The 24,502-nt window shown below is 41.4% G+C and carries 19 protein-coding genes; 7 read left to right on the top strand and 12 right to left on the bottom strand.

The window, feature by feature from the left end; all coding sequences use genetic code 11:
• Positions 1-68: 68 nt before the first annotated feature.
• The 4 genes from yciH to FE394_RS03965 all read right to left on the bottom strand — a co-directional run bounded on the left by yciH (position 69) and on the right by FE394_RS03965 (position 2,737).
• Positions 69-392, bottom strand: a complete 324-nt coding sequence (gene yciH / locus FE394_RS03980; protein ID WP_419836298.1) for a stress response translation initiation inhibitor YciH — start codon at positions 390-392, stop codon at positions 69-71.
• Positions 385-1,116, bottom strand: a complete 732-nt coding sequence (gene pyrF, locus FE394_RS03975) for an orotidine-5'-phosphate decarboxylase (protein ID WP_319925110.1) — start codon at positions 1,114-1,116, stop codon at positions 385-387. Before pyrF ends, yciH begins: the two co-directional genes overlap by 8 nt.
• 130 nt (positions 1,117-1,246) lie before the next feature.
• Complete coding sequence (gene lapB / locus FE394_RS03970; RefSeq protein ID WP_319925109.1) at positions 1,247-2,416, bottom strand: lipopolysaccharide assembly protein LapB; 1,170 nt, start codon at positions 2,414-2,416, stop codon at positions 1,247-1,249.
• A 6-nt stretch (positions 2,417-2,422) separates the two neighbouring features.
• Positions 2,423-2,737: a LapA family protein gene (locus tag FE394_RS03965; RefSeq protein WP_319925108.1), complete on the bottom strand. Its 315-nt coding sequence runs from the start codon at positions 2,735-2,737 to the stop codon at positions 2,423-2,425.
• Positions 2,738-3,179: 442 nt separating this feature from the next.
• On the opposite strand from FE394_RS03965, the gene ribA reads away from it, so the two are divergent.
• Positions 3,180-3,776 carry a GTP cyclohydrolase II gene (ribA, locus tag FE394_RS03960; protein WP_319925107.1) on the top strand — a complete coding sequence of 199 codons (597 nt, stop codon included), beginning with the start codon at positions 3,180-3,182 and terminating at the stop codon, positions 3,774-3,776.
• A 117-nt stretch (positions 3,777-3,893) separates the two neighbouring features.
• Here the strand turns inward: ribA and acnA are convergent, their stop codons facing one another.
• Positions 3,894-6,614, bottom strand: a complete 2,721-nt coding sequence (acnA, locus tag FE394_RS03955; RefSeq protein ID WP_319925106.1) for an aconitate hydratase AcnA — start codon at positions 6,612-6,614, stop codon at positions 3,894-3,896.
• 207 nt (positions 6,615-6,821) lie between these two features.
• On the opposite strand from acnA, the gene FE394_RS03950 reads away from it, so the two are divergent.
• The 3 genes from FE394_RS03950 (at position 6,822) to FE394_RS03940 (ending at position 9,231) form a co-directional block, all read left to right on the top strand.
• On the top strand, positions 6,822-7,643 hold the full coding sequence (locus FE394_RS03950) for a hypothetical protein (protein WP_319925105.1): 822 nt from the start codon (positions 6,822-6,824) through the stop codon (positions 7,641-7,643).
• 104 nt (positions 7,644-7,747) lie between these two features.
• Entirely contained in the window at positions 7,748-8,362 is a 615-nt protein-coding gene (locus FE394_RS03945; RefSeq protein ID WP_319925104.1) for an FMN-binding negative transcriptional regulator, read from the top strand.
• Positions 8,363-8,490: 128 nt separating this feature from the next.
• Positions 8,491-9,231, top strand: a complete 741-nt coding sequence (locus tag FE394_RS03940) for a hypothetical protein (RefSeq protein WP_319925103.1) — start codon at positions 8,491-8,493, stop codon at positions 9,229-9,231.
• 56 nt (positions 9,232-9,287) lie between these two features.
• Here FE394_RS03940 and cysB read toward each other — a convergent pair whose 3' ends face one another.
• Positions 9,288-10,262, bottom strand: a complete 975-nt coding sequence (gene cysB, locus FE394_RS03935) for an HTH-type transcriptional regulator CysB (protein ID WP_319925102.1) — start codon at positions 10,260-10,262, stop codon at positions 9,288-9,290.
• A gap of 359 nt (positions 10,263-10,621) precedes the next feature.
• Positions 10,622-13,219 carry a type I DNA topoisomerase gene (topA, locus tag FE394_RS03930; protein WP_319925101.1) on the bottom strand — a complete coding sequence of 866 codons (2,598 nt, stop codon included), beginning with the start codon at positions 13,217-13,219 and terminating at the stop codon, positions 10,622-10,624.
• 307 nt (positions 13,220-13,526) lie between these two features.
• Between topA and FE394_RS03925 the strand changes: the two genes are divergently transcribed.
• Positions 13,527-13,778, top strand: coding sequence for a YciN family protein (locus tag FE394_RS03925; RefSeq protein WP_319925100.1), 252 nt, complete (start codon positions 13,527-13,529; stop codon positions 13,776-13,778).
• Positions 13,779-13,984: 206 nt separating this feature from the next.
• Here the strand turns inward: FE394_RS03925 and sohB are convergent, their stop codons facing one another.
• Positions 13,985-15,031: a protease SohB gene (gene sohB / locus FE394_RS03920; RefSeq protein WP_319925099.1), complete on the bottom strand. Its 1,047-nt coding sequence runs from the start codon at positions 15,029-15,031 to the stop codon at positions 13,985-13,987.
• Positions 15,032-15,256: 225 nt separating this feature from the next.
• On the opposite strand from sohB, the gene FE394_RS03915 reads away from it, so the two are divergent.
• Together FE394_RS03915 and cobO are read left to right on the top strand one after the other, a co-directional pair.
• Entirely contained in the window at positions 15,257-16,021 is a 765-nt protein-coding gene (locus tag FE394_RS03915) for a YciK family oxidoreductase (RefSeq protein ID WP_319925098.1), read from the top strand.
• The gene (cobO, locus tag FE394_RS03910) at positions 16,021-16,617 is read left to right on the top strand and encodes a cob(I)yrinic acid a,c-diamide adenosyltransferase (protein WP_319925097.1); all 597 of its coding nucleotides are present in this window, start codon (positions 16,021-16,023) and stop codon (positions 16,615-16,617) included. Before FE394_RS03915 ends, cobO begins: the two co-directional genes overlap by 1 nt.
• Before the next feature lie 45 nt (positions 16,618-16,662).
• Here the strand turns inward: cobO and rluB are convergent, their stop codons facing one another.
• The 4 genes from rluB to FE394_RS03890 form a co-directional block, all read right to left on the bottom strand.
• Positions 16,663-17,586: a 23S rRNA pseudouridine(2605) synthase RluB gene (rluB, locus tag FE394_RS03905; protein ID WP_319925096.1), complete on the bottom strand. Its 924-nt coding sequence runs from the start codon at positions 17,584-17,586 to the stop codon at positions 16,663-16,665.
• 81 nt (positions 17,587-17,667) lie between these two features.
• On the bottom strand, positions 17,668-18,288 hold the full coding sequence (locus FE394_RS03900) for an L-threonylcarbamoyladenylate synthase (RefSeq protein WP_319925095.1): 621 nt from the start codon (positions 18,286-18,288) through the stop codon (positions 17,668-17,670).
• A gap of 16 nt (positions 18,289-18,304) precedes the next feature.
• On the bottom strand, positions 18,305-19,177 hold the full coding sequence (gene rnm, locus FE394_RS03895) for an RNase RNM (RefSeq protein WP_319925094.1): 873 nt from the start codon (positions 19,175-19,177) through the stop codon (positions 18,305-18,307).
• 216 nt (positions 19,178-19,393) lie between these two features.
• Positions 19,394-24,499, bottom strand: a complete 5,106-nt coding sequence (locus FE394_RS03890; RefSeq protein WP_319925093.1) for a trypsin-like serine protease — start codon at positions 24,497-24,499, stop codon at positions 19,394-19,396.
• Positions 24,500-24,502 lie beyond the last annotated feature (3 nt).

Here is a 24,502-nt window from a genome sequence, read left to right as displayed (position 1 = left end):
GCCATTTATGGGCGGCAGAATACCGCGGACCCTGCAACCATCACTTATCGGGCAATCTGGAAGCTGGTTTAACCTCCCGCCAGCTTCACTTTCATCCCTTTTGCTTCCAGCAATTGCTTCAGCAAATCACGTTTATCACCCTGAATTTCGATCTCACCATCTTTGACAGAGCCGCCGCAGCCACATTTTTTCTTCAATTCTGCCGCCAGATTAGCCAATGTTTGGTCATCAGTATCAATCCCCGTGATCACACAAACGCCTTTACCTTTACGCCCGCTTGTTTGGCGCTGTATACGCACAATGCCGTCACCTTTTGGTCGTACTGGCCGGGATTTTTCCTCTTGAATACGCCCACCATCCGTCGAGTAAACTAAACGAGAATCATTATTCATGAGCAATTCCAATAGATTCATTAATCTGCTGTAGTGCCAATGCAGGATCTTCTGCACGGGTAATTGGACGCCCGATCACCATATAATTTACCCCAGCCTGAACAGCCTGAGATGGTGTCATGATGCGTCGCTGATCACCCGCCTCCGCACCTTCGGGACGTATTCCCGGAGTAACAAGCTGGAACGAATGGCCACATACAGTTTTCAATTGTTGTGCTTCATGGGCAGAACATACCACCCCATCCAGACCACACTCTTTTGTCAATAATGCTAAACGCTCGGCATGCTGTGCTGGCGTCATATCAATTCCAATACCCAATAGATCAGACTGTTCCATGCTGGTCAGCACGGTAACAGCGATCAGCAGCGGCGAGTCTTTACCATAAGATAACAGCGCTTCTTTAGCAGCAGTCATCATTCTCGCACCACCACTTGCATGAACATTGACCATCCAAACGCCCATTTCTGCCGCAGCCGCCACAGCTCTTGCCGTTGTATTGGGTATATCGTGAAATTTGAGATCCAAAAACACATCAAAACCACGCTGATGCAGAGATTGGACAAACTGTGGGCCATATAGAGTAAACATCTCTTTACCCACTTTCAGACGGCAAAATTGTGGATCAATCTTGTCGACAAATGCCAGCGCTGTGTCCTGATTGTCATAATCCAATGCAACAATAACAGGCGAGTCAATCTGTTTATCTAAAGTTTGGGTGGTCATTTTTAGGCCCTTTCATTTATCAATGAACTTAAATTACTTATTAACTTGAATTACTAATGAAAAAACACGTCCGTAGTTAAACATGTCTTAAAAAGAATTTATTTAGAACAATTAAGTAACGGTGACAGTGTCACTGACCATCCAGACCTCTAATGGGTTTAATAGAATCCCATGAGCGACACGATGGGCAATGCCAATATAACGAGCGGGAGGTGAAACCACATTTGTGGCATCGGTAATCAGGTTTCGTGCGGATTTGTTCACCTACCATATTACGCAAAAGGATCAGACTTTCTTTAGCTCGCCCTTCTTCCGCGTCCACCAGATGGTAATCCATCAAGCGATAAAATCCCCTCATCGTTGGATGACGTTCCAACTGACGGTTAATGTAATTTTGGGCAACATCACGCCCTTCTTTCTTCTCAATGATGTCAGCCATATGAAGTTCTGCAATGGCACCACATTCTTCTTCCACACATTTTTGTACAAAAGCTTCCCATTCTTCTGGCTGGGACAAGTGCTGGTAACATTCTTGCAGCATTGTCAGGGATTCACTGATCAGCTGCTTATCTTGTTCGAGAATGCATTTCAATACATCTGTCGCTTTGGCGTATTCTCCCTGAGCCATATAAATACGACCAAGCATGATTGAAACACGAGCACAACGTTTATCTGCCTGAGCAGCCTTATTCAGATATCCGATGGCATCATTAAAATCATCACTGCCCATACATTGCAAGGCCAACTCACAATAAAAATGAGCTATTTCTTCCCGAAAATTCTGTTTTCCCAGTTTTACCAATCTTTCAGCGACTCCAATGGCTTTGTTCCAATCACGGGTTGACTGGTAGATAGTTAGCAAAGAGTTGAAGGCGTTTTCACGGAAGTCTGTTTCATCAATCAACTGGATGAACATGTTTTCAGCTCGGTCATATACCCCAGCAGCCATGTAATCCCGCCCAAGTTGCTGGATTGCAAGCAAACGTTGCTCAAATGTCAATGAAGCACTTTCCATTAAAGATTGGTGAATTCGGATAGCTCTTTCCACTTCACCACGAGAACGGAATAAATTTCCCAGTGTTAGATGGGCTTCAAACGCAGAACTATCCTCTTTCAACATATCAAGAAATAAATCGACCGCTTTATCCTGTTGATTGGAGAGTAAGAAGTTAACACCATCAACATATTCGCGTGAGAGACGGTCGGCAGATTGCTGTTTATCTTGTTGAGCACTTCTGCGCCCCATATACCAACCATAGGCGGCAGCAATGGGAAGCAACAGAAACAACAGCTCTAACATGGAGAATTATTCCTTGTTTAATGCTACGGTCGATACAGTTTTTGTGGATGACTCAGATGGCTGCTCCAACTGGGTTTCCAAACGCTTTATTTTACGCTTCGCACGTCGAAGAGAAATACAAGTACGTAGATAAAATGCCCCACAGATCCCCCAACCGAGAGTAAAACCGACAGCAAACAACACAGCCAGCAGTGTGGATACAGAATAATCGCCTTTAGCGATCAAATAATTAAATGTCACTACCTGATTATTATTTGCTCCCAGTGTCACTGAGATAACAAAAACAACCAGTGCCAGTAATAAAATCAGAAAATATTTCACATTTCTTCCTGTTATCCATTGTTGCTGATTGGTTATGCAAAATAGCAGATCAAAATAGCAGATCAAAATAGCAGATATAGTGGCGTGCTAAATTAGCATTTCTCGTCTACGCAAAGGAAGCAATTTATTACAACAAACGCTTATTTACTGCTTTTTGTGATGTTATTCTACTTGTCTGCACCCGATGCAGCTTTTTTCTAAAACAAGTTTATATACAATTCATACCATACGTCTGCCAAAATCTGTTTATAGTCTAGCATGTTAATATTGCAGAATCTGACTCTTTATATTCATGCACATTAATAATTTCTGGTATCATGAGGATGCGTACATGCATGGTAATCAGAGAAAATTTTTGCGTATTTTTAGCTGATTTCTTAACCGATCTTGTTCTGAGTATCGCAATATTTATAACGAGTCAAATCAATATATGAATACTAAAATGCAGCTAAAACGAGTGGCTGAAGCAAAATTACCTACGCCATGGGGCGAATTTTTAATGATTGGATTTGAAGAAATCAAAACAGGTCGCGACCATGTTGCCCTTGTTTTCGGTGATACTTCTGGTGATGAACCGGTACTATCACGAATCCACTCAGAATGCCTCACTGGTGATGCTTTATTCAGCTTGAGATGCGACTGTGGTTTTCAATTAGAAGCTGCGATGTCGCAAATAAGTAAAGAAGGTCGCGGTGTTCTGCTATATCACCGCCAAGAGGGTCGTAATATTGGCTTGCTGAATAAAATACGCGCTTATGCTTTACAGGATCAGGGCATTGACACTGTCGAAGCCAACCACCAGTTAGGTTTCGCTGCCGATGAGAGAGATTTCACCCTTTGCTCAGATATGTATAAGCTTTTGGATATTAATGCAATCCGTCTTCTGACCAATAACCCTAAAAAAGTTGAAATCATGATGGAAGCTGGCATCAATATCATCGAGCGTGTGCCGCTGATTGTAGGACGTAATCCCAAAAATGCTTATTATCTGGATACCAAAGCCAGCCGGATGGGACACTTGCTGTTGAAACCAAACTGAACACCCTCTAATTATCTCCTGCAAGAAAGAAAAACTGCGTCGGTGTGGACGCAGTTTTTCTTTATCAGTATGCCGAGATAGAGTCTTTCTAAGAGATTCGCTATCTTATCTTTGCTATTATTTCAGCATATTACGAATGACATAATGCAAGATGCCATCGTTATAGAAATAAGCCAGTTCCGTACCTGTATCTATGCGGCAACGGGCATCAATCACAATTTCATCTCCATTTGCGTAGGTGATTTTCACTGCAATTATCTGTCCGGGTTTGATATTCCCCAATCCTGCAATGTCAATCCGCTCATCACCTGTCAGATTTAATGTTTTACGGCTGGCACCTTGAGGAAATTCCAGTGGTAATACGCCCATTCCAATCAGATTGGAACGATGAATACGTTCAAAAGATTCCGCAATAACAACCCTGACCCCTAGTAATCTTGTCCCTTTCGCAGCCCAGTCACGACTTGATCCAGAGCCGTATTCTTTACCCGCAATAATAGCCAGCGGTATATTTTCCTCCTGATAACGCATAGCCGCATCATAGATAGTCAGTTGGGACAGTGATGGAATATGGCGGGTATATCCTCCTTCAATACCTGATACCATTTCATTGCGAATGCGAATATTGGCAAATGTTCCTCGCATCATGACTTCATGATTGCCGCGCCTTGAGCCATAAGAGTTAAAATCCGTTGGTGCAACACCATGTTCTTGCAAGTAACGCCCTGCTGGACTGTCAGCCTTGATATTCCCTGCTGGAGAAATGTGATCTGTCGTAACTGAATCGCCCAAAATTGCCAATATGCGAGCCTGATGGATATCTGTCACCGGTTTAGGTTCGGCTGTCATATCGCTGAAAAAAGGGGGATGGCGAATGTAGGTAGAATCAGGCTGCCAGGAATAAGTTGCTGAACTTTCTACTTTCAGAGATTGCCAATCTTCATCACCATCAAAAACAGCACTGTACTCTTTATGGAACATCTCGGTTCTGACTTTTCCTACAGCTTCCGCCACTTCACGACTATTCGGCCAAATATCTTTTAAATAAACATCATTGCCTTGTTGATCTTTTCCGATAGGTTCTCGAGTCAGGTCTTTTTTCATATTGCCAGAAAGTGCATAAGCCACTACCAGCGGAGGTGATGCCAGCCAGTTGGTTTTCACTAATGGATGAATACGACCTTCAAAATTCCGGTTACCGGAGAGTACCGCCCCAACCGTTAAATCTGATTGCTTAATCGCGGCTTCAATAGGATCAGGAAGTGGACCTGAATTACCGATACAAGTAGTACAGCCATATCCCACCAGATTAAAACCGAGTTTTTCCAGATATGGCATAAAACCTGCCAATTCCAGATAACTTGTTACTACTTTGGAACCCGGAGCCAATGAGGTTTTAACCCACGGTTGACGTTGTAAGCCTTTCTCAACCGCCTTTTTAGCAAGCAAGCCTGCAGTCATCAGTACACTGGGATTAGATGTATTGGTACAGGATGTAATAGCAGCGATAACCACCGCACCATCCTGCAATGGGAATGTTTTATTATCCAGAGTGACGGGTATCGTTGATGAATGTTTCTGAGTTGCCTGGATATCCAGCTCCATGGCGGCTTGGAAAGCCTGTGGTATATTCCCGAGCGCTACCCGATCCTGAGGCCGTTTTGGTCCTGCCAAACTTACCTCAACTGTTGACATGTCCAACTCAAGAGTACTGGTGAAAATAGGCTCTTCTCCTGCATTACGCCATAACCCTTGTGTCTTACAATAAGTTTCAACCAGAGCAATTTCTTCTTCAAGGCGTCCCGTTAAGCGCATATAGTCTAATGTAATATCATCAACGGGGAAAAAACCGCAGGTTGCGCCATATTCAGGTGACATATTGGCAATGGTCGCTCTGTCTGCTAACGGCAAATCAGATAATCCATCACCATAAAACTCAACAAATTTACCCACGACACCATGTTTGCGCAGCATCTGGGTCACAGTCAGTACAAGATCAGTTGCCGTAATCCCTTCCCGCAATTTTCCGGTTAGTTTAAAACCAACGACATCCGGGATTAGCATGGAAACCGGTTGACCCAACATTGCGGCTTCAGCTTCAATTCCCCCGACCCCCCATCCCAGTACGCCCAAACCATTAATCATGGTTGTATGGGAATCCGTACCTACCAACGTATCGGGATAAGCAAAATCTTTTCCATCTTGCTTTTCATACCAAACAGCCTTTCCGAGATATTCAAGGTTAACCTGATGACAGATCCCTGTTCCTGGTGGTACAACGCGGAAGCGATTGAACGCTTTCTGCCCCCAGCGCAAGAACAAATATCGTTCATAGTTGCGCTCCATCTCAATATGAACGTTTTCTGCAAGAGCCTGATCTGTACCGAATTTATCCACCATCACCGAGTGGTCAATGACTAAATCAACCGGAGACAATGGATTAACTTGTTCTACATTACCACCGAGTCTCAACACGGCCTCTCGCATCGCAGCAAGATCGACCACAGCCGGAACACCGGTAAAATCCTGCATAAGCACACGAGCAGGACGATAAGCAATTTCTCTATCCGCATGGCCGTTTTTTTGCCATTCCACCAGCGCTTTTAAATCATCTTCCACAACTGATTCTCCATCAATATTGCGCAGAAGATTTTCAAGAAGCACTTTCAGTGACTTGGGTAGGCGGGATATTTCACCTAATCGCTCGGATAACAGAGGTAAGCTATAATAGTGATAGGTTTTACTGCCAGTGGAACCACTATCAATCGATCTGCTACTGATCGATTGACTACTGATAGACAGTGTTGAAGCACAGTCCGTTTTCAATTTAAACGACATAACTCCTCCTTTCTTATTATGATTCAGTTACTATTTAACCATAACATATATATGAAAATTTGTGATTTGGGGACCACACATTTTGCTAACCTTTTATAAAGCATCATTTATTGACAGATTTAGATAATGCACTTAGGGGAGATATGTTTTATTCATAATAAAAGAAAAAGCATATTCATTTAGTTCAAAAAAATTGGAGAATAAATTATGAATACAAACGAAAACAAAAAACATCAAAATTATTTAATTACTATAAAAGAATCTGATAATTTTTTTTCCACTGATTTTAATAATAAACTTTCCTTATCAGATTATCGGTTCACTGACACAGATGGCCTCGTCCAATTTGTCATGACTTCACAAATTGACGATAAAGCCAGTGTCATGAAAAAATTAAATGAAATCAAAAAAACACAGATAGCTCTTTCCTCAATAGTTACTGACTATATCACCAAATACTCCAATAACCACGGTTCACAATATAAGACAGACATTCAATTCTGGGAAAAAATCATAGCAAAACTGCCACTTATGAGTGTTAAAAGTATAGAAAGTCAAAGCTATGAACATGAAATGAAAGGGGTTTCCATCGCAACGAATTTACTCCAACTCATCATGGACATTCTTTTAAACACATACTCTCCCGGCCTGCAAAGCTTCGCAAATTTTCTACAAAAACAAGGGGATGCTATAAGAATGGGTTTAAAACGAAATAATGATCATTACTCTACACTCACATTAGCCAGCGTCATTGAGGCAACCGGGATTGAAGATCAAGTTATATATGTTCCCAAAATGAAGCTGTTTAAAATAGATTTTGATAGTACTAACTCGGAAGTTACGTCAAATTGTGCTTCTAATCAAAATGTTAATGTTAAGTTCAGTTATTTTTCCTGTATTGCATTATTTGATTATCAGGCATTAGAAAATCCAGAGATAAAGACAGCTTTTGATAATTTCATTCTTAAAAACAATAAAGATTCAATAGAAAATTCTGATAGCTTTTTCAGTGGCGAATTTAAGCCTTAATCAAAAGGTTGTTGTAAATTAATTGAAATATTAAATTATCGGAGATACTGTGATTGACTGACCACCAGAAACCTTAACCTAAATTTATATGGAGTTATAAGCCCATGTATATACCTCGTAAGATGATAATGACAGGAAAAGACAATATCACTGAATTTATTTCCACTTATAGTTTTGGGTTACTGATTTCCTCTTCTTTGACTGGTACACATCTTCCATTTGTATTTAACCCCGATGAAGGAGAAAACGGAGTTTTATACGGCCATGTGGCACGAGCAAATCACCACTGGAAAGAGTTGGATGAACAAAGGGTTTTAGTCGTTTTTACAGGCCCGCACGCCTACATCTCTCCCACTTGGTATGAATCAACCCATGCTGTCCCGACGTGGAATTACACTGCGATTCATTGTTACGGTGTCACAAAAATTTTAAGCGATAACGAAACAAAACTGGCTTTGGAAGCGTTGGTTAATCAATATGAACCTAAACTGAATAAAAATACTGACTTGATGCCAGAAGCATTTCTCACTAAACAAAGACAAGCGATCGTTGGGTTTAAAATCATCATTGATGAAATTCAGGCCAAAGAAAAGCTGGGCCAGCATAAAAGCCAAGATGACCAAAACGGTGTATTCACAACACTCAGCGAAAGTAAAAGAACTGATGACAAAGAGTTGGCGGACTATATGAAAGCACGCAACCTCGGCACAGGTAAATAATGTATTCAGGCCCAGTAAAAATGGCGCAGAGAATTGGTAAGAATTATTCGATTGTTATTTTATGAAAATAGATAGATAACTGTCTTCGTTGGTATAAATGTGTTTCACCATTTTTGCAGGAGAATAATATGCCTCATAAAAATATACCCTTATCTTTTTATTTCTCCGCCTTGATAGCTAAAGGATTTGTAAGAGACTACACCGAGCCGAACGGAAAACAGTCCATTGAAATAATATTCTTTGATTTTAATCAATTAAAACCAGCAGAATATCAGGCAGAGCCTGATAACATGACTATCTCGAGACTGAATAGGTTAGGTTTTATACAAGATAATCATCATAGTAAAAGATATGTATTACTCAATGAAAGTCATATTAACATTGATATCAATACGTATCTGTCCTCTATTATTGAGCACTTATCGTATGATAATGATGAAAAATGTTTTCAACGTGCACTCAGTATTTCTGGCCTTACATCATCAGTAGATTCATCGAATATAGCTCCAACAACAAAATATTATGAAAAATTCATAAGTGGTCATGTCGCTGGCCCATCTAATTTACAGCCGCCGGCTGCATCTTCCCAAGCTCAGAACCGAAATTCCAGAAGGCCGCATACCGGGCAACATCAATACTTAAATAGACCACCTGCCCCCTCGAGTTCTCATGGTGCTCCTCCTCCCTATGACTCACCTCCCCCTTATGGATCACCTCCTCCTTATGAAGCACCTCCAGCCTATGATTCAATTAATCAAAGAGCAGAAATAGGGAGCAGAGGAAATATAGCTGGCCCGTCTAATTTATCGCAAACCAGTGCCAGAGGCTCTGCAAGGCCGCCTCAATCCCAGCGAAGAGGCCGAAAATAAAAGACTAACCATCTCCTTACTTTCAGGGAGATGGTTTATCTTCTTTATGAAATCTTTTATATAATTGGTAATTCGATATCTTTGAACATTTCTTCAATTTCTTCATTGGAACGTAACGCTATCGCTTTATCCACAACATCACGTGTTAAATGCGGAGCAAAACGCCAAATAAAATCATACATATAACTGCGTAAAAAGCTGCTACGCCGGAAGCCAATCTTCGTGGTGCTGTAACTGAATTTATCACGCATATCGATACGCACCAGATCACTATCCTGAACAGGTTCTACAGCCATACTGGCAATCACGCCAACCCCAAGCCCTAACCGCACATAAGTTTTAATCACATCGGCATCTGTTGCCGTAAATACGATTTTAGGTTTCAAGCCAGCCCGGTCAAAAGCAACATCCAGTTCAGAACGACCAGTAAAGCCAAAAGTGTAAGTGACTATCGGATATTCTGCCAATTCTTCAACCGTCACATTCTGTCTATTGGCAAGAGGATGATCTTTCGTCACCACTACAGAACGATTCCAATGATAACAAGGCAGCATAATCAAATCGCTGTACAGATGAAGTGCTTCTGTTGCTATCGCAAAGTCACTATTTCCTTTGCATACTTCTTCCGCAATCTGGGTGGGTGAACCTTGATGCATGTGCAGTGATACGTTGGGATAACGTTCAATAAAGCCTTTAATGATGGGAGGCAAAGCATATCTTGCCTGTGTATGGGTTGTCGCAATATATAGTGAACCGCGATCGGGATAAGTATGTTCACTGGCAACAGAACGAATTGAATCGACTTTTGACAGAACTTCACGTGAAATACGGATAATCTCTTCACCAGCCGGTGTCACGTGCGTCAGATGTTTACCACTGCGAGCAAATATTTGAATACCCAATTCATCTTCAAGCATCCTAACTTGTTTACTGATCCCAGGTTGAGAGGTATACAATCCTTCTGCTGTAGAAGATACATTCAGGTTGTGATTAACCACCTCTACAATATAACGCAATTGCTGTAGTTTCATATCCGCACTGTCCCTAATAATCAAATTTATGAATGTTTGTAGTCTAATCAATTTCTATATTGCTAATGGTTACTCATTTATAACTATATAGAATATCTATTTGTAGGCATATAACCACTATAACATCTACTGTATATTTATATAACAAATAATTAGAGCGAGTAACTATTATCAAATGATTGTTGCAGATATATTGTGTTTTAATTTTCCTGAAATACAAAAAAAGCCAGTCTTAAAGACTGGCTTTTTAGAAAGAAAAGTTACATTTACAGCAAAAAAAGAAATATCTATCTGAATATATTTCAGTGAACTATATCCAATAAACAGAAGATATAACACACCAATTAATCATCAAAACGTTATTTCTCTTTCACTACCCAAACACCCTCAACAAAAAATGCGCTCCATCCGGTAGCCTTACCATTTTTTTCTGAAGAGATATATTGTTGCTTGGTCTTACGGCTAAAACGAACAACCGTCTTATTTCCTTCTGGGTCAGCAACAGGTGCTTCGGCTAAATAACTTAATTTTTCCGGCAAACGATCTTTGAATTGAACAAGTTCCTCTACCAATGGTGCGCGTGTTTCACGTGATTTAGGGAATGTGTTGGCCGCTAAAAATACGCCTGCCGCTCCATCACGAAGAACAAAATAGGCATCTGATTTTTCACATGCCAGTTCAGGTAATGGAACAGGATCTTCTTTCGGTGGTGCGACATCCCCGCTACGCAAAATCTTACGGGTGTTTTTGCATTCTTCGTTTGTACATCCCATGTATTTGCCAAAACGCCCCACTTTCAGGTGCATTTCTGAACCACATTTATCACATTCAACAATAGGACCATCGTAGCCCTTGATACGGAACTCACCCTCTTCAACTTCATAACCATCACATGCAGGGTTATTACCACACACATGCAATTTACGCTGGTTATCAATTAAATAGCTATCCATCGCTGTACCACATTTTTTACAGCGGCAGCGAGCACGCAGGGCATTAGTTTCCGCATCATCACCTTCCAGAATATTCAGTATCTCATTTTCTGGGATCAGATTAATCGTCTGTTTGCATCGTTCTTTAGGTAACAGTGCATAACCAGAACAGCCGAGGAATACGCCGGTCGTCGCGGTACGAATTCCCATTGGACGACTACAGGTCGGGCAATCAATCGAAGTGATCACCATCGGATTCGGGCGCATTCCGCCTTCATCTGGGTCTTTAGCGGCAACATCAAGCTGCTCACTGAAGTTAGAGAAAAATTCGTCGAGAACCCCTTTCCAATTCGCTTCGTTATTAGCAACGTGGTCGAGCTGGTTTTCCATTCTTGCAGTAAAGTCATAGCTCATCAATTCGTTGAAATTTTCTTCCAAACGATCCGTGACGATTTCACCCATTTTTTCCGCATAGAATCGACGGTTTTCAACCCTAACATAACCACGATCCTGAATGGTTGAGATAATCGAAGCATAAGTCGATGGGCGACCGATCCCCCGCTTCTCCAATTCTTTAACTAAGGATGCTTCACTGAAACGAGCAGGGGGTTTTGTAAAATGCTGACTTGGCATCAATTGTTGCAGGTCAAGCTCTGTGCCCACTTCAATGACTGGCAAAGTTTTATCTTCGTCTCCTTTGCGCAAAGCGGGCATCACTTTAGTCCAACCGTCAAAACGCAAAGTACGGCCTTTAGCCCGCAGTTCAAAATGACCTGATTGAACGGTCAGCGTTGTGGAATCGTATTTAGCAGGCATCATCTGGCAAGCAATAAACTGACGCCAGATAAGCTGATACAGTTTTTGTGCATCAGCTTCCATGTCTTTCAGCTCTTCCGCCATGACATTGACATTAGAAGGCCTAATCGCTTCATGAGCTTCCTGTGAATTTTCCTTACTGCTGTACGTATTGGCGCTTTGGGGTAGATATTGATTACCAAAATGGTCGCTGATATAACCGCGAACCATGTCCAGAGCATCCTGACTCAAATTAGTCGAGTCGGTACGCATATAAGTGATATGACCAGCCTCATATAGACGCTGTGCCATCATCATGGTTTTCTTGACCCCAAATCCAAGCCTCGTGCTTGCAGCCTGCTGTAACGTTGAGGTAATGAATGGCGCTCCAGGTTTACTGGATGTCGGGCGGTCTTCACGATCAATGACTTTATATTTTGCTTTTTCAAGCAAAGATACGGCTGACTGCGTTTGCTGAGCATTTACCGGCTTAAAGGGTTTCCCTTTTTCATGGGTCACTTCCATATGGAGAGCAATGTCTCCTTTAGCCACTAAATCCGCATGCAGCTGCCAATATTCTTCCGGCACAAATGCCTTGATTTCACGCTCTCGTTCAACCACAAGACGAACCGCGACGGATTGAACCCGTCCGGCAGACAATCCTCTGGCCACTTTTTTCCACAATAGCGGTGAAACCATATAACCCACAACGCGATCCATAAAACGGCGCGCCTGCTGGGCATTAACACGATCAATATTCAATTCACCCGGTTTATCAAAAGCCTGAGTGATTGCATTCTTGGTAATTTCGTTGAACACAACACGACTGAAACGAGCATCATCTCCACCAATCACTTCCCGCAGGTGCCATGCAATGGCTTCCCCTTCGCGGTCGAGATCCGTTGCGAGATAAATATGCTCTGCTTTTTCAGCCAGCGTTTGCAGCTCAGTGACTACTTTCTCTTTGCCCGGCAAAATCTGATAGTTTGCTTCCCAACCATGATAGGGATCGACACCCATACGACTTATGAGTGCTGTTTTCTCATCTTTTTTTACTTTCTTTTTATTCTTATCGGTAGATGAGCTTGAACTCTTTTGACTCGCTGCTCCACTCGTCGGCAAATCACGGATATGACCCACACTGGATTTCACAACGTAGTCATTCCCCAGATATTTATTGATTGTTTTGGCTTTTGCCGGGGACTCCACTATAACAAGAGCTTTAGCCATAGTTACCTTTACCTAATTATCTTCTTTTCAGATGGCGAAAATCACGGCGTTATGTTGCGATATATAAATTAAAATCTCTTTTTATATTGCGATAGATTTACAAGATATCAACTAATTTTTATCTTGTCCTTTTGCTTAAGCGCAAAACTCTTTGAAATATTTAAGGTATTTTATATACCAACACAGACCATGCAATTGTATGATTTAACAGTTGTAAACAAAATCTTCCATCTGCATGACGAAAAGTCCACACTCTACCTGATAAAAAATGATGCGCAACAACTTATTTCTTGAAGGAGCACAATCGATGCAAACTGAAACAATGCCCATCAAGCGGGAACTGTTACTAAAAAAAGCAAATGAAATCATTAAGACCCACGAAGATTTTATACAAGGAATATATGCAGAGAGTGTAGAACAAAAAGGCGGAGTGCTAGTTTTTTGCGGAGAGTATTTTTTGGATGAATGCGGATTGCCTACCGCGAAAAGTACAGTTGTGTTTAATATGTTTAAACATTTAGCTCATATGTTGTCCGAAAAGTATCATTTAGTAGATTAAAAACTGAATCGCATCATTCTTGAACAACCATCAATAATGATGCGGGTAATAAAGAATATAATAAAATACGCCCTGTTTACCCGCATTATTCCCGTCACATTTCAAATTGCCGCTTTGTTGAGTTCGTTCCCTTACTGCTTCTCTGCAACCTGATATATTTATCGGGAATACAATCAGTTAATCATTTATGTTAACCATTCATATCGTTATAACAACGGTTTCTCACCTCTTTGCCACCAGCGCATAAGCAATTTATCAGCGTTTTCCATTGCGCTGCCCATGAAACGCTCTACCACCCGTTTACGGCGAGAATAACCCACGCCAATGACTTCACAATGTTCGATTTTTTCAATCAGGAAATCATCACTGACGCCCACTTCATCGATCAGTCCGTTTTCTTTCGCTTGTGTACCATACCAATATTCACCCGTGGCTACTTTTTCTATATCCAGAGATGGGCGATGTTGATGAATAAATGATTTAAATAATTTATGCGTTTCGTTCAGATCTTCCTGAAATTTTTTCCGGCCCTGCTCAGTATTTTCACCCAGCATCGTCAGTGTGCGCTTGTATTCACCAGCAGTATGAAGCTCAATATCAATATCATTTCTCTTCAATAATCGATGAATATTCGGTAATTGAGCCACGACACCAATAGAACCAATAATGGCAAAAGGTGCAGCAATAATCCGATCAGCAACACACGCCATCATGTAGCCCCCACTTGCAGCCACTTTATCCACAGCAATTGTCAGACGTATCTCTTTCTGCCGTAAACGAGCCAATTGAGATGCAGCCAGCCCATAACCATGAACCATGCCGCCAGGGCTTTCCAGACGCAGTAAAACTTCATCTTTTTTATCTGCGACTGCCAGTATTGCGCTGATCTCTTCGCGGAGGGAATCAACTTCATGGGCATCCATACTGCCTTTAAAGTCCAAGACATAAAGATTTGGTTTTTGTAAACCTTTCTGTCCTGTTTTTGCCGCCGTTTTTTTCTGCTTCTCATCATTTTTTTGTTGCTTTTTTAAGGCTTTTTGCCAGATCTTCTGTTCTGCTTCACTCATACGAGCTTGTTGCATCTGACGCTGTTTTTTCTTGTACGACTCACCAAGATTGGTTAGCCTCAATTCCCCTTTGTGCATTGTTTTACGTACACCTAACCCGATACAAACTACCGCCAGAACGACGACTGATAATACTATTGTAAGCACTTTGGCTAGGAACAATCCGTATAGAGACAAATATTCCACAGAACCACCTTAGTTAATTTATGATAAACAATGTCTTTCATTCTAACTAAAAACGGGAAACCGTGCTCTAACAGTTTACTTAACCAAATTTATTCCAATTAGGGCTATATCCGTCATCTTGGTCAAATTTGACGGCCGCTTTAAGTTTTGTTCTGATGATAAGCCCCATGCGCCAATTCGAGATGGCAATTAACAGATTTACAAGCAATACAGGAAGACTGCCCGATGTTTGATTACCAACCCCATAATGATTTGCTACAACAAAAAATTATTTTAGTGACCGGTGCCGGTGATGGTATTGGGCGTGAAGCGGCCCTGACTTATGCCCGCCACGGTGCGCAGGTCATTTTGCTGGGACGAACTACCGCAAAACTGAAAGCGGTCAAGCAACAAATTGAAAATGATGGCGGCTTGCCTGCTGACATTTATACAATGGATCTTCTGACCGTAACGACAGAAGAATGCCGAATTTTTGCTGAAGAACTGGCACAACGTTACACTCATTTGGATGGTGTTTTGCACAATGCCGGGCTGCTTGGCGTTGTCGCCCCCATCATAGAACAACCTGTCCAGCTTTGGCATCAAGTGATGCAAGTCAATGTCAATGCCACTTTTATGCTGACTCAGGCATTAATTCCTTTGCTACTGAAATCCACCAGCGGTTCTTTAGTGTTTACCAGTTCCAGTGTTGGTCGTGAAGGCAGAAGTGGCTGGGGAGCCTACGCTGTTTCCAAATTTGCCACAGAAGGCCTTATGCAGGTTTTGGCGCAAGAATATCAGAACACTTCCCTGCGTATTAACTGCATTAACCCGGGTGGTACTCGTACCAACATGAGGGCAAGTGCCTTTCCTGATGAGAACACGGCTAAATTAAAAACACCTGCGGATATTATGCCTGTTTATCTTTATGTGATGGCCGATGATAGCCGGAATGAATCAGGTATCAGTTTTGATGCTCAACCCGGACGCAAAGCGGGGCCTGCTGAATAATGACCAGAGATAACAGCCAGTACCAGAAAAGGCAACAACGCCTGAAAGAGAAAGTCGATGCCCGTATTGAGGCGGCACAACAAGAACGTGGGATCGTTATTGTATTCACCGGAAACGGAAAAGGAAAAACCACCGCTGCATTTGGTACTGTCACTCGTGCCATCGGGCATGGGCAGCGTGCTGGCGTTATCCAATTTATTAAAGGAACATGGGAAAGTGGTGAAAGAAATTTGTTGGCGCAGCATGGCGTTGAATTTCATGTGATGGCAACAGGTTTCACATGGGAGACACAAAATCGTGAGTCAGATACCGCAGCTTGCCAAACAGCATGGAAAAATGCCCTGATGATGTTATCTGATCCTTCATTGCATCTTGTTGTGCTGGATGAATTAACCTATATGGTCAGTTATGGCTATTTAGAGCTTACTGATGTACTTACCGCACTTAAACATCGGCCTTCACACCAAACGGTAATTATCACTGGACGGGGATGTCATCGGGAATTGCTGGAATATGCTGATACGATTACAGAGATGCGTCCGGTAAAACACGCGTTTGAGGCTGGCGTTAAGGCACAGAAAGGCGTCGATTGGTAAATAACTCGCTGTTTCAGTTCATACTGAAACAGCGGATTGAGAATGTTAACGACCTTTAGGTGTCGTTTTTCTCCCTGCATTTTGACGAGAGCTACTTGCTGGACGTTTTCCCGCAGGACGGGAGGCAACTTTCGCGTGTCGTTTCATTGCACGACGGATTTGGTTAGCTTTGATACGACGCTGATCACGCTCAACGGCAACTTTGGTCACAACTTCTTCGCCCAAACCAACCAACTGACGTAAATAGTTAGTCTGTTCCAGTCCTAACTCACTCCAGCCACCACGCGGCAAACCTTTTGGCAGAACGATATCACCATAGCGAACACGGATCAGACGGCTGACCTGCACTCCAACAGATTCCCACAACCTTCTGACTTCACGGTTACGGCCTTCAGTCAAAGTGACGTTGTACCATTGGTTAATACCTTCTCCGCCTTTAAAGGTGACGGTTTTGAATGAAGCAGGGCCATCTTCCAGTTGAACACCTTGTGTTAACTGACGGAGTTTGGCATTGTCAACTTCACCAAAAACGCGAACAGCATATTCACGCTCAACTTCCTGGCTTGGGTGCATCAGGCGGTTTGCCAATTCCCCATCAGTGGTAAATAATAACAAGCCGCACGTGTTGATATCCAGACGCCCTACCGCAATCCAACGCGCATCCTGCATTTTTGGCAGACGATCAAACACAGTCGGCCGACCTTCAGGATCGTGGCGGGTACACAATTCACCTTCGGGCTTGTAGTAAGCCAGAACACGGCAAACTGTTTTTTGTGGTTCTTTGATATTTAAGATCCGTCCATCCAGACGAATTTTTATTGAGGATTTTACTTCGATTCGATCACCCAACGTTGCGGTCTTACCATCTATGCTAACACGCCCTTGTTGAATATATCCTTCAATTTCGCGACGGGAACCATGACCAGAACGCGCAAGAATTTTTTGTAACTTTTCTGTTTTATCGCTCATTGAGCAACCTCTATTGTCGCCTTCACAGGCGTCGTGTTTAAAATAAGAACTTCAATTAAATAAGAACTTCAATTATTCACCTTATAAAAAAGGTGTTACATCACCTTCGCCTTCGCGAAAAATTACTGGAGAATCCCCAGTTAAATCCACTACCGTTGTCGGTTGCTGCCCAAGATAACCACCGTGAATAATTAAATCAACTTGTTTACCCAATGTATCTTTAATCTCTTCAGGATCGGACTCGGCAAAATCATTTCCGGGTAAAATCAAACTGCATGACATCAGCGGTTCACCCATTTTTTCCAGCAGCTCTAAAGCGATAGGATTGGAAGGAACACGCAGACCGATAGTTTTACGCTTTTCATTCATCAAGCGGCGAGGTACTTCTTTTGTCGCCTGCAAAATAAAGGTGTAATTTCCTGGTGTATTATTCTTGATTAACCTGAATGCCTGATTATCCACATGGGCGTAAGTCGATATTTCGGTAAGATCACGGCACATCAACGTAAAATTATGGCGCCCTTCCAATTGACGAATGCGGCATATACGGGTCATTGCATCCTTATTTTCAAGACAGCAACCAATGGCATAACCGGAATCAGTAGGATAAATGACAACGCCGCCCTTTTTCAGCACTTCCACACTTTGGTCAATAAGACGGGTTTGTGGGTTGTCAGGGTGGATATAAAAAAACTGGCTCATAACATAACCTCTACTTCTATGCAGTCTCAATCCGTGACCAGTCATGCCATATCGGTACAACATCACCGGGTAACCACAAATTACGTCCAAGTTCTATCCATGAACAAGGCTGGTGAAAATCCGATCCTAATGATACTTTCAACCCGTATTCTCTTGCCAGTTGACCAAGTTGTTGCCTTTCATTAGGTGCTTGCTGGCACTGTGCAACTTCCATTGCATCACCACCATGTTGTTTAAACCAAGCTATTAACCGTTTTAGCCATTTCATCGACAAATCATATCTGCCCGGATGGGCAATGACAGCCTGTCCACCTGCTTGATGAATGATTTCAATCGCCTGCTCGATTGTACACCATTGCGGAGGAACATAACCGATTTTTCCCTTTGCCAGATATTTTTTAAATACCTTCGGGATCGTCGGCTCTACGCCTGCTTCAATCAGAAAGCGGGCAAAATGCCCGCGTGTAACCTGCCCACCATTAGCCAGTCGGGATGCAGCTTCCCAGGCATCAGGAATCCCCGCTTTGGCTAGACGGTTCCCTATCTCAATACCACGCTGATTTCTTAAGTTAACTTGATTAACCAGAAATTTTCTTAAGTGGATTGAATGAATGTCCATATTTAAACCAACAATATGGATTTCAAAATTTTCCCATAACGTCGAAATTTCAGCGCCAGATACTAATGTCAGCGGCAGGTTATTTTGCTGGATATGATTTAAAGCAGGTTGAATACCATCCGTCGTATCATGATCGGTAATTGCCAATACTTGAATACCCATGGCGATGGCTCTGTCCACGAGTTGCTCAGGTGATAAAACTCCATCTGAAGCAGTCGTATGGCTATGTAAGTCATAGCGTCTTGTTATTTCACTGGCAGCTTCAGTCATTGTTTTGTACCTGTTTGGTCGAATGGGAAATAAAGGCACCTATCGATAGCTATCGTGATATCAAGTGCAAAACGGCAATAATAACATAGGTGATATATCCCCGTCGTCTTTCAAGTTGTACTTGAAATCCATTAGGTATAGATAATGTTATGCGGCTGTTAGCTCAGCCGCATAATCAATAACGTGATTTTATCCCACAATAAACAGATGAAATCCCTAATTAAGATAAAGCCTCAATTTAAAATTTCTTTCAAAGCTCGTAGGTTGGTCACAAAATGAGGCCGAAATATCTATTTTCTGCCACCCAAGATTGTGACGTACTGCATCAAAGTCCCAATTCCCTTGGGCATCGGCAGTGACTTTTCCTTTTTTAATATCGCCAAAGGGTACAAATGATTCTGAACTTTGAATTTTGTATGATACATCCATGTTTGGCCGCGCCGTTCCTTTCACAGAAACAGTTATAGGAGGTTTATGGTCGTAAAGTACACCTCTTTCGAGCGGCCAAGTAATATCTAATATCGACGCACTAACCTGACCTATTTGACTCGTGCCAGAAGTAGGATTATTAAATTTAATGGACTGTGTTGCTGATACCTGATAAGTCCCTAACTGTGCATTATGTATAGTACAACGCCATTTACCGTCTATTTCTGAAGCTTGCACCGCACCACAATGCCAAGATTTCCCATCTGCCGATTTTGCTTTCAAAGAAATATGTGCTCCTTTTGTTGCTGTTCCTGTAATTGGAATAGAAATCGACCCGCTGTTCTGCATAACAGGAATAGATCCCATTGAGATAATTGCAGCGGTGTTTGTAGTTGCATTTTGGTTAGAATTCGGTGCCGTACAGCCCGGATAAGCCGTCGGGTCAATCGTAATTTCGGTGATACCGTTCCCGACTTCATAGTTACGTGTGACGGGTTTGCCAGAAGGCACATTATCTACCCATTGTTGGGCCAAAATGTGATACTTGCCCGGAACAGACTCCGTAGTAGGGCACGTCCATTGCTGATTCCCATCGACATACACATTACATATAAATTTATCCTGAGTAGAGGCGGAGGTACCTGTAATAAAGACAAAAATACCAGCCCCTGTTTGTCCTGTTCCCTTAATGGTATACGTTGGGGTATGGATCTGTTCCCCTTCTGTCGGATTCAGTACCTGCATCTGTAAATTTGGCCCATATCGTACTTTAAAACCCCGGTCAATACTCGATCCTGTATCATCTTCTACCGTAACGTCATAATTTCCGGGCACGGAACTGTAAGGCCCGCAAGACCACGTGTTATTCTCCTTATTCAATTTTGCATGACAATCATCGCGACCACCAAACGCTTTCACTGTCACGGCTTTCGCATTATTCGGCATCGTGCCACTAAAGGTATATGACGGTGTTTTAATCACTTCGCCTTCTTTAGGTGATTTCACTGTTAACGTGGTATCACCCGCAGTAGAGAGAATATCAAATATCACCGTGGCGGTGGACTGGCGGACACCATCCAAAAAGGCTGTTGCGACCAGTTTATGTTTCCCTTTAATGGACGTATCCAACCCATCATTCGATTGCCAATTCCCTTGTTTATCCACAGCAACACCCTGCTTACAAACCTGAGAAAGCACTTTTTTATCTAAACAAATGGTGGTTCCAGATTCACCGGTTCCCTGCGGCAAGACACTGTCAAAACGATGATATACCTCGCCATTGTGCGGCTGTGTAATCACAACGGGAATAATCTTTTTCGTCTGCACTTCAAAGGAGATGTGATCGCTTGACGTTAAATCGCCATGAATAAATTGATTGGCAGAAATCGTGTATTTACCTTCTTTAGGCTGATAAGGCCCACAAGACCATTTACCTGATGAGGCATCAATGGTTGTCTTACAATTGTCTGAACCCCCAAACCCTCCAATATGGACTTGAGCGCCCTTCTCTCCGGTCCCTGAAATCATAAAAGGCAGCTTGGTTATTTTTGTACCATGTGCCGGTGTCGTGATCTGTATTTTTGTTTTAGCCACTTCATACTTACGCCTGACTTGTGACGTTCTTTCATAAATATCGCCTAATTCCCCTGTCCCGGTTTTTTTATACTGAGCCGCATAAAGAAAGAACGTCCCTTCATTCGCCGCCGTTATCACCGGATTATCGGGGCAAGTCCATTTCCCTTTATTATCTACGTTTGCTATACAGATAATCCCATCACGGGGGATCAGTGAGAATTTTTCAGCCGGCAGAAAATATTGGGAACTTGCCACGAGAATAAGCTGCTTGGGGCTTCCCTGACCTTGAATGCTAATCTTATCTTTTACTCTGTATTGCGCCCCAGCAGCCGGCTCCATAATCCGTATTGGTACCGTGAATGTCCAAGTAATGGGATTGCCGATATTCAGTTTGTTATCGGTTTCCTGTAATGTCAATGTATAGGTATCTCCGCCCAGAATCTCCCCGGCGTTCTCACCCAATGGCAATACTAACTCCCAAAAGAAACCCAGCCCCCCGCTCAGGAGGGTATTAATGAGTGAACCAATAGAACCAAAAAAGCCCCCTACCAGACCACTGATAAATCCGCCAAATCCACCTCCACCTCCGCCGCCGCCATCAGGGCCACTTAATGTCCCCGAAACAGTAATGGGATTATCCGGATCGACTTCTGAATTATTCTTAGGACTCTTGATTTCAAATTTTTTCTTTTCGGGTTCATCATCACTTTTATCTTTAATGGTAAGGTGCGTGACATCTGTAGCAATCACTTTTCCCTCTTTTACCAATTCCGCTGTCAATTCATAAGAACCCGCCGGAAAAATAATTGGTTTGTCACAATTCCAATTACCATTATCAGTGACCACAGCATCATTGCATATAATTGTTTCTTGTTCTCCGCTTAGATTTCCCTGATCCTTAGCCAAGGGTAAAAAGCCAAGTCTGGGTTTCTTTATAACAACTTGACCTCCAGGCTCATTAGCACGCCCTGATAAATGAGTTGAGGTGCCTACCGTATCGGTTTCACCTTGGGAGGGACTTGTAATTTTCAATTGAGGCCGTTTTATTTCAAAAAAACTTCTAGATGTTTCTCTAGCTGCTTTATTACTCAGTACTTTTTTATCTTCCCATCCTAATAGATATTTCTTATCATTTATTTCAATATAATATACCCCTTCTTCTAACGTAGAAGGAAGTGTAATATCCCAAGTTGGGAAATTATTCTTTTCTTCGTCTTGATAATAACCATATATTATCGGAATATTATCAAAATATTGACCTGTCTCTAATATTATCTTCCTATATTTATCTTTATCTTCATATTCTTCGCATTCAACTTCTCCTGGAGACCAAGGCGATTCTTCAGTTCGTTTCATACATATAGAATATTCTGAAGGGAGATATACCGTTTTATCTGGCAGAATATATTTTTTATTATCACCACCGAACCCCTTCAATGTTTTTTTATTATTTAATTCATACGAATAAATTTGTTGTATGTCTTCAATTTTGTGCGGACTTTTAAAAGTAGGATTGTAATATTCTCCTTGACCTTTTGTTGTGAAATACAAATTTGTATCTAATGGATCTGCATTATTAATTTTTTGAATTGCCCCTATGGGAAAGTCAATTAAATTATTCAATTTTGGATTATCCAAATAAAAGGTTTTTCTATTATCGCCATTTTTTTTACAATCAAAAGATTGAGCTTTAAAAACACAAAGAAAATTAGCGTCATCATCATAGTTAACTTCAAAACCCGACATTTTTCTATACATATCCTTATCATTTTCAATAATTTTTAATTCACCATATTCCTTTGGTTGATAACGAATTTCAACCTGATCGTAAATATTTACATCACTTTTTGTATTTTGGCTTGCTGTTATCTTAAAATTCCATTTTTTTTCATCATCATATATATTTATCTCACCAAGAACTTCAGCATTTATGGTACACTGCCAAGCACCATAATCTGTTGTTTGAATTAAATTATCATTATTAAGGTTCTGACATAATTGTTCTTGTGTAAAACTTTTATGATCTATATTAGATTGTAATACAAACTGAACACTAGAACCAGGATCAGCATATCCACGTACTGTAAAATTTTTAGTCAGCACAGTGGTCTTATCAGCTGGATAAATGATAGAGAATTCTTCTGAAATAGCTGGTATTGTTGCTTTAACAGAATCCTCTCTCCATAACTTAGTTGATGGTTGTGTGCTATCCTCTTTTGCTGTAATTATTACATCATGATCTTTTTCTTCATTAAAGTCACCAGTAAAAAAGTCGTTACGTGGAATAGAACATTTCCATTTTCCTGTTTTGTTCACAGTTTCCTGACATGAAATTCCATTTTCTTGGCCTCCATCAATGCGATAAGAAAGTTTTATTTTACTGCCTGGTCTTCCCCATCCTTCAATAAGAATACTGTCACCCCGTTTTGTTAAGTGAGCTTTCCAATCAGGGTTTTCAATCCAAATTTGTTTCATTGTTTCAGAAAACCAGTTACCTAAAGAATATTTTTTACCCCAAAATATATCATTATGTTTCCCGGTAATATCTGTAGCACCGAATGGAAGATAGTAATCAATTTCTGTTTTTACTTCAGGAGCATCATATCCCCAAGAAGTTATACCGATGATTGTATCTCTCCAAATAATCGGGCCACCTGAATCTGCTGATTGTATTGTTCCTGGAACTAAACCTTGTCCTTCAATTGTGTCTATCATTAATCCCGGCTGACTATAACCATCCATAAAAAAAGAAGTAATCTTCGTATCGGCTCGATATTGTTTATCGCCTTTATTATCCTCTTCTTCACCCGTTTCCCTATTAACTCCCCGAAAACCATAACCATAAACTGAAGATTGATAATAATTTTTATCTAATTTTTCATGAGCCTCATCATAATCAAAAAATCGACGAACACGGCCATATTCTTCTAAATTCGAATCTTTTTCCATTTCCATGATAGCAAAATCATGCTTATCTCCATATGTAAAAAATTTATCTTTATGGACAACACCGATTTCTTCATTATCATAATCATATATTTTATATGATTCAGCTCCTTCATTCTTACAATGCCTAGCTGTTAAAACATGTTTAGGTGAAATCAAAGAACCACTACAACTCTTTATTTCTCTAGCATTATTCTTTACGGCAGCAATATCAACAACCCAAGGTTTACATTTATCACCTATAGGTTTCTTACAACTTTCCTCTCCTCCAGCGATATCTTCTAAAGGAGGATATTCAATTTTATCATCAGAAAATGAATAACTAAAAAAAAACAATAATAACATTATCATTATTGCCATTATCTTGTTCATAAT

The sequence above is a fragment of the Xenorhabdus littoralis genome, assembly GCF_033949345.1.
GTDB classification, from domain to species: domain Bacteria; phylum Pseudomonadota; class Gammaproteobacteria; order Enterobacterales; family Enterobacteriaceae; genus Xenorhabdus; species Xenorhabdus littoralis.
The sequence above is the reverse complement of the archived record's forward strand: the minus strand, read 5'-3'. Positions and strand labels throughout refer to the sequence as shown.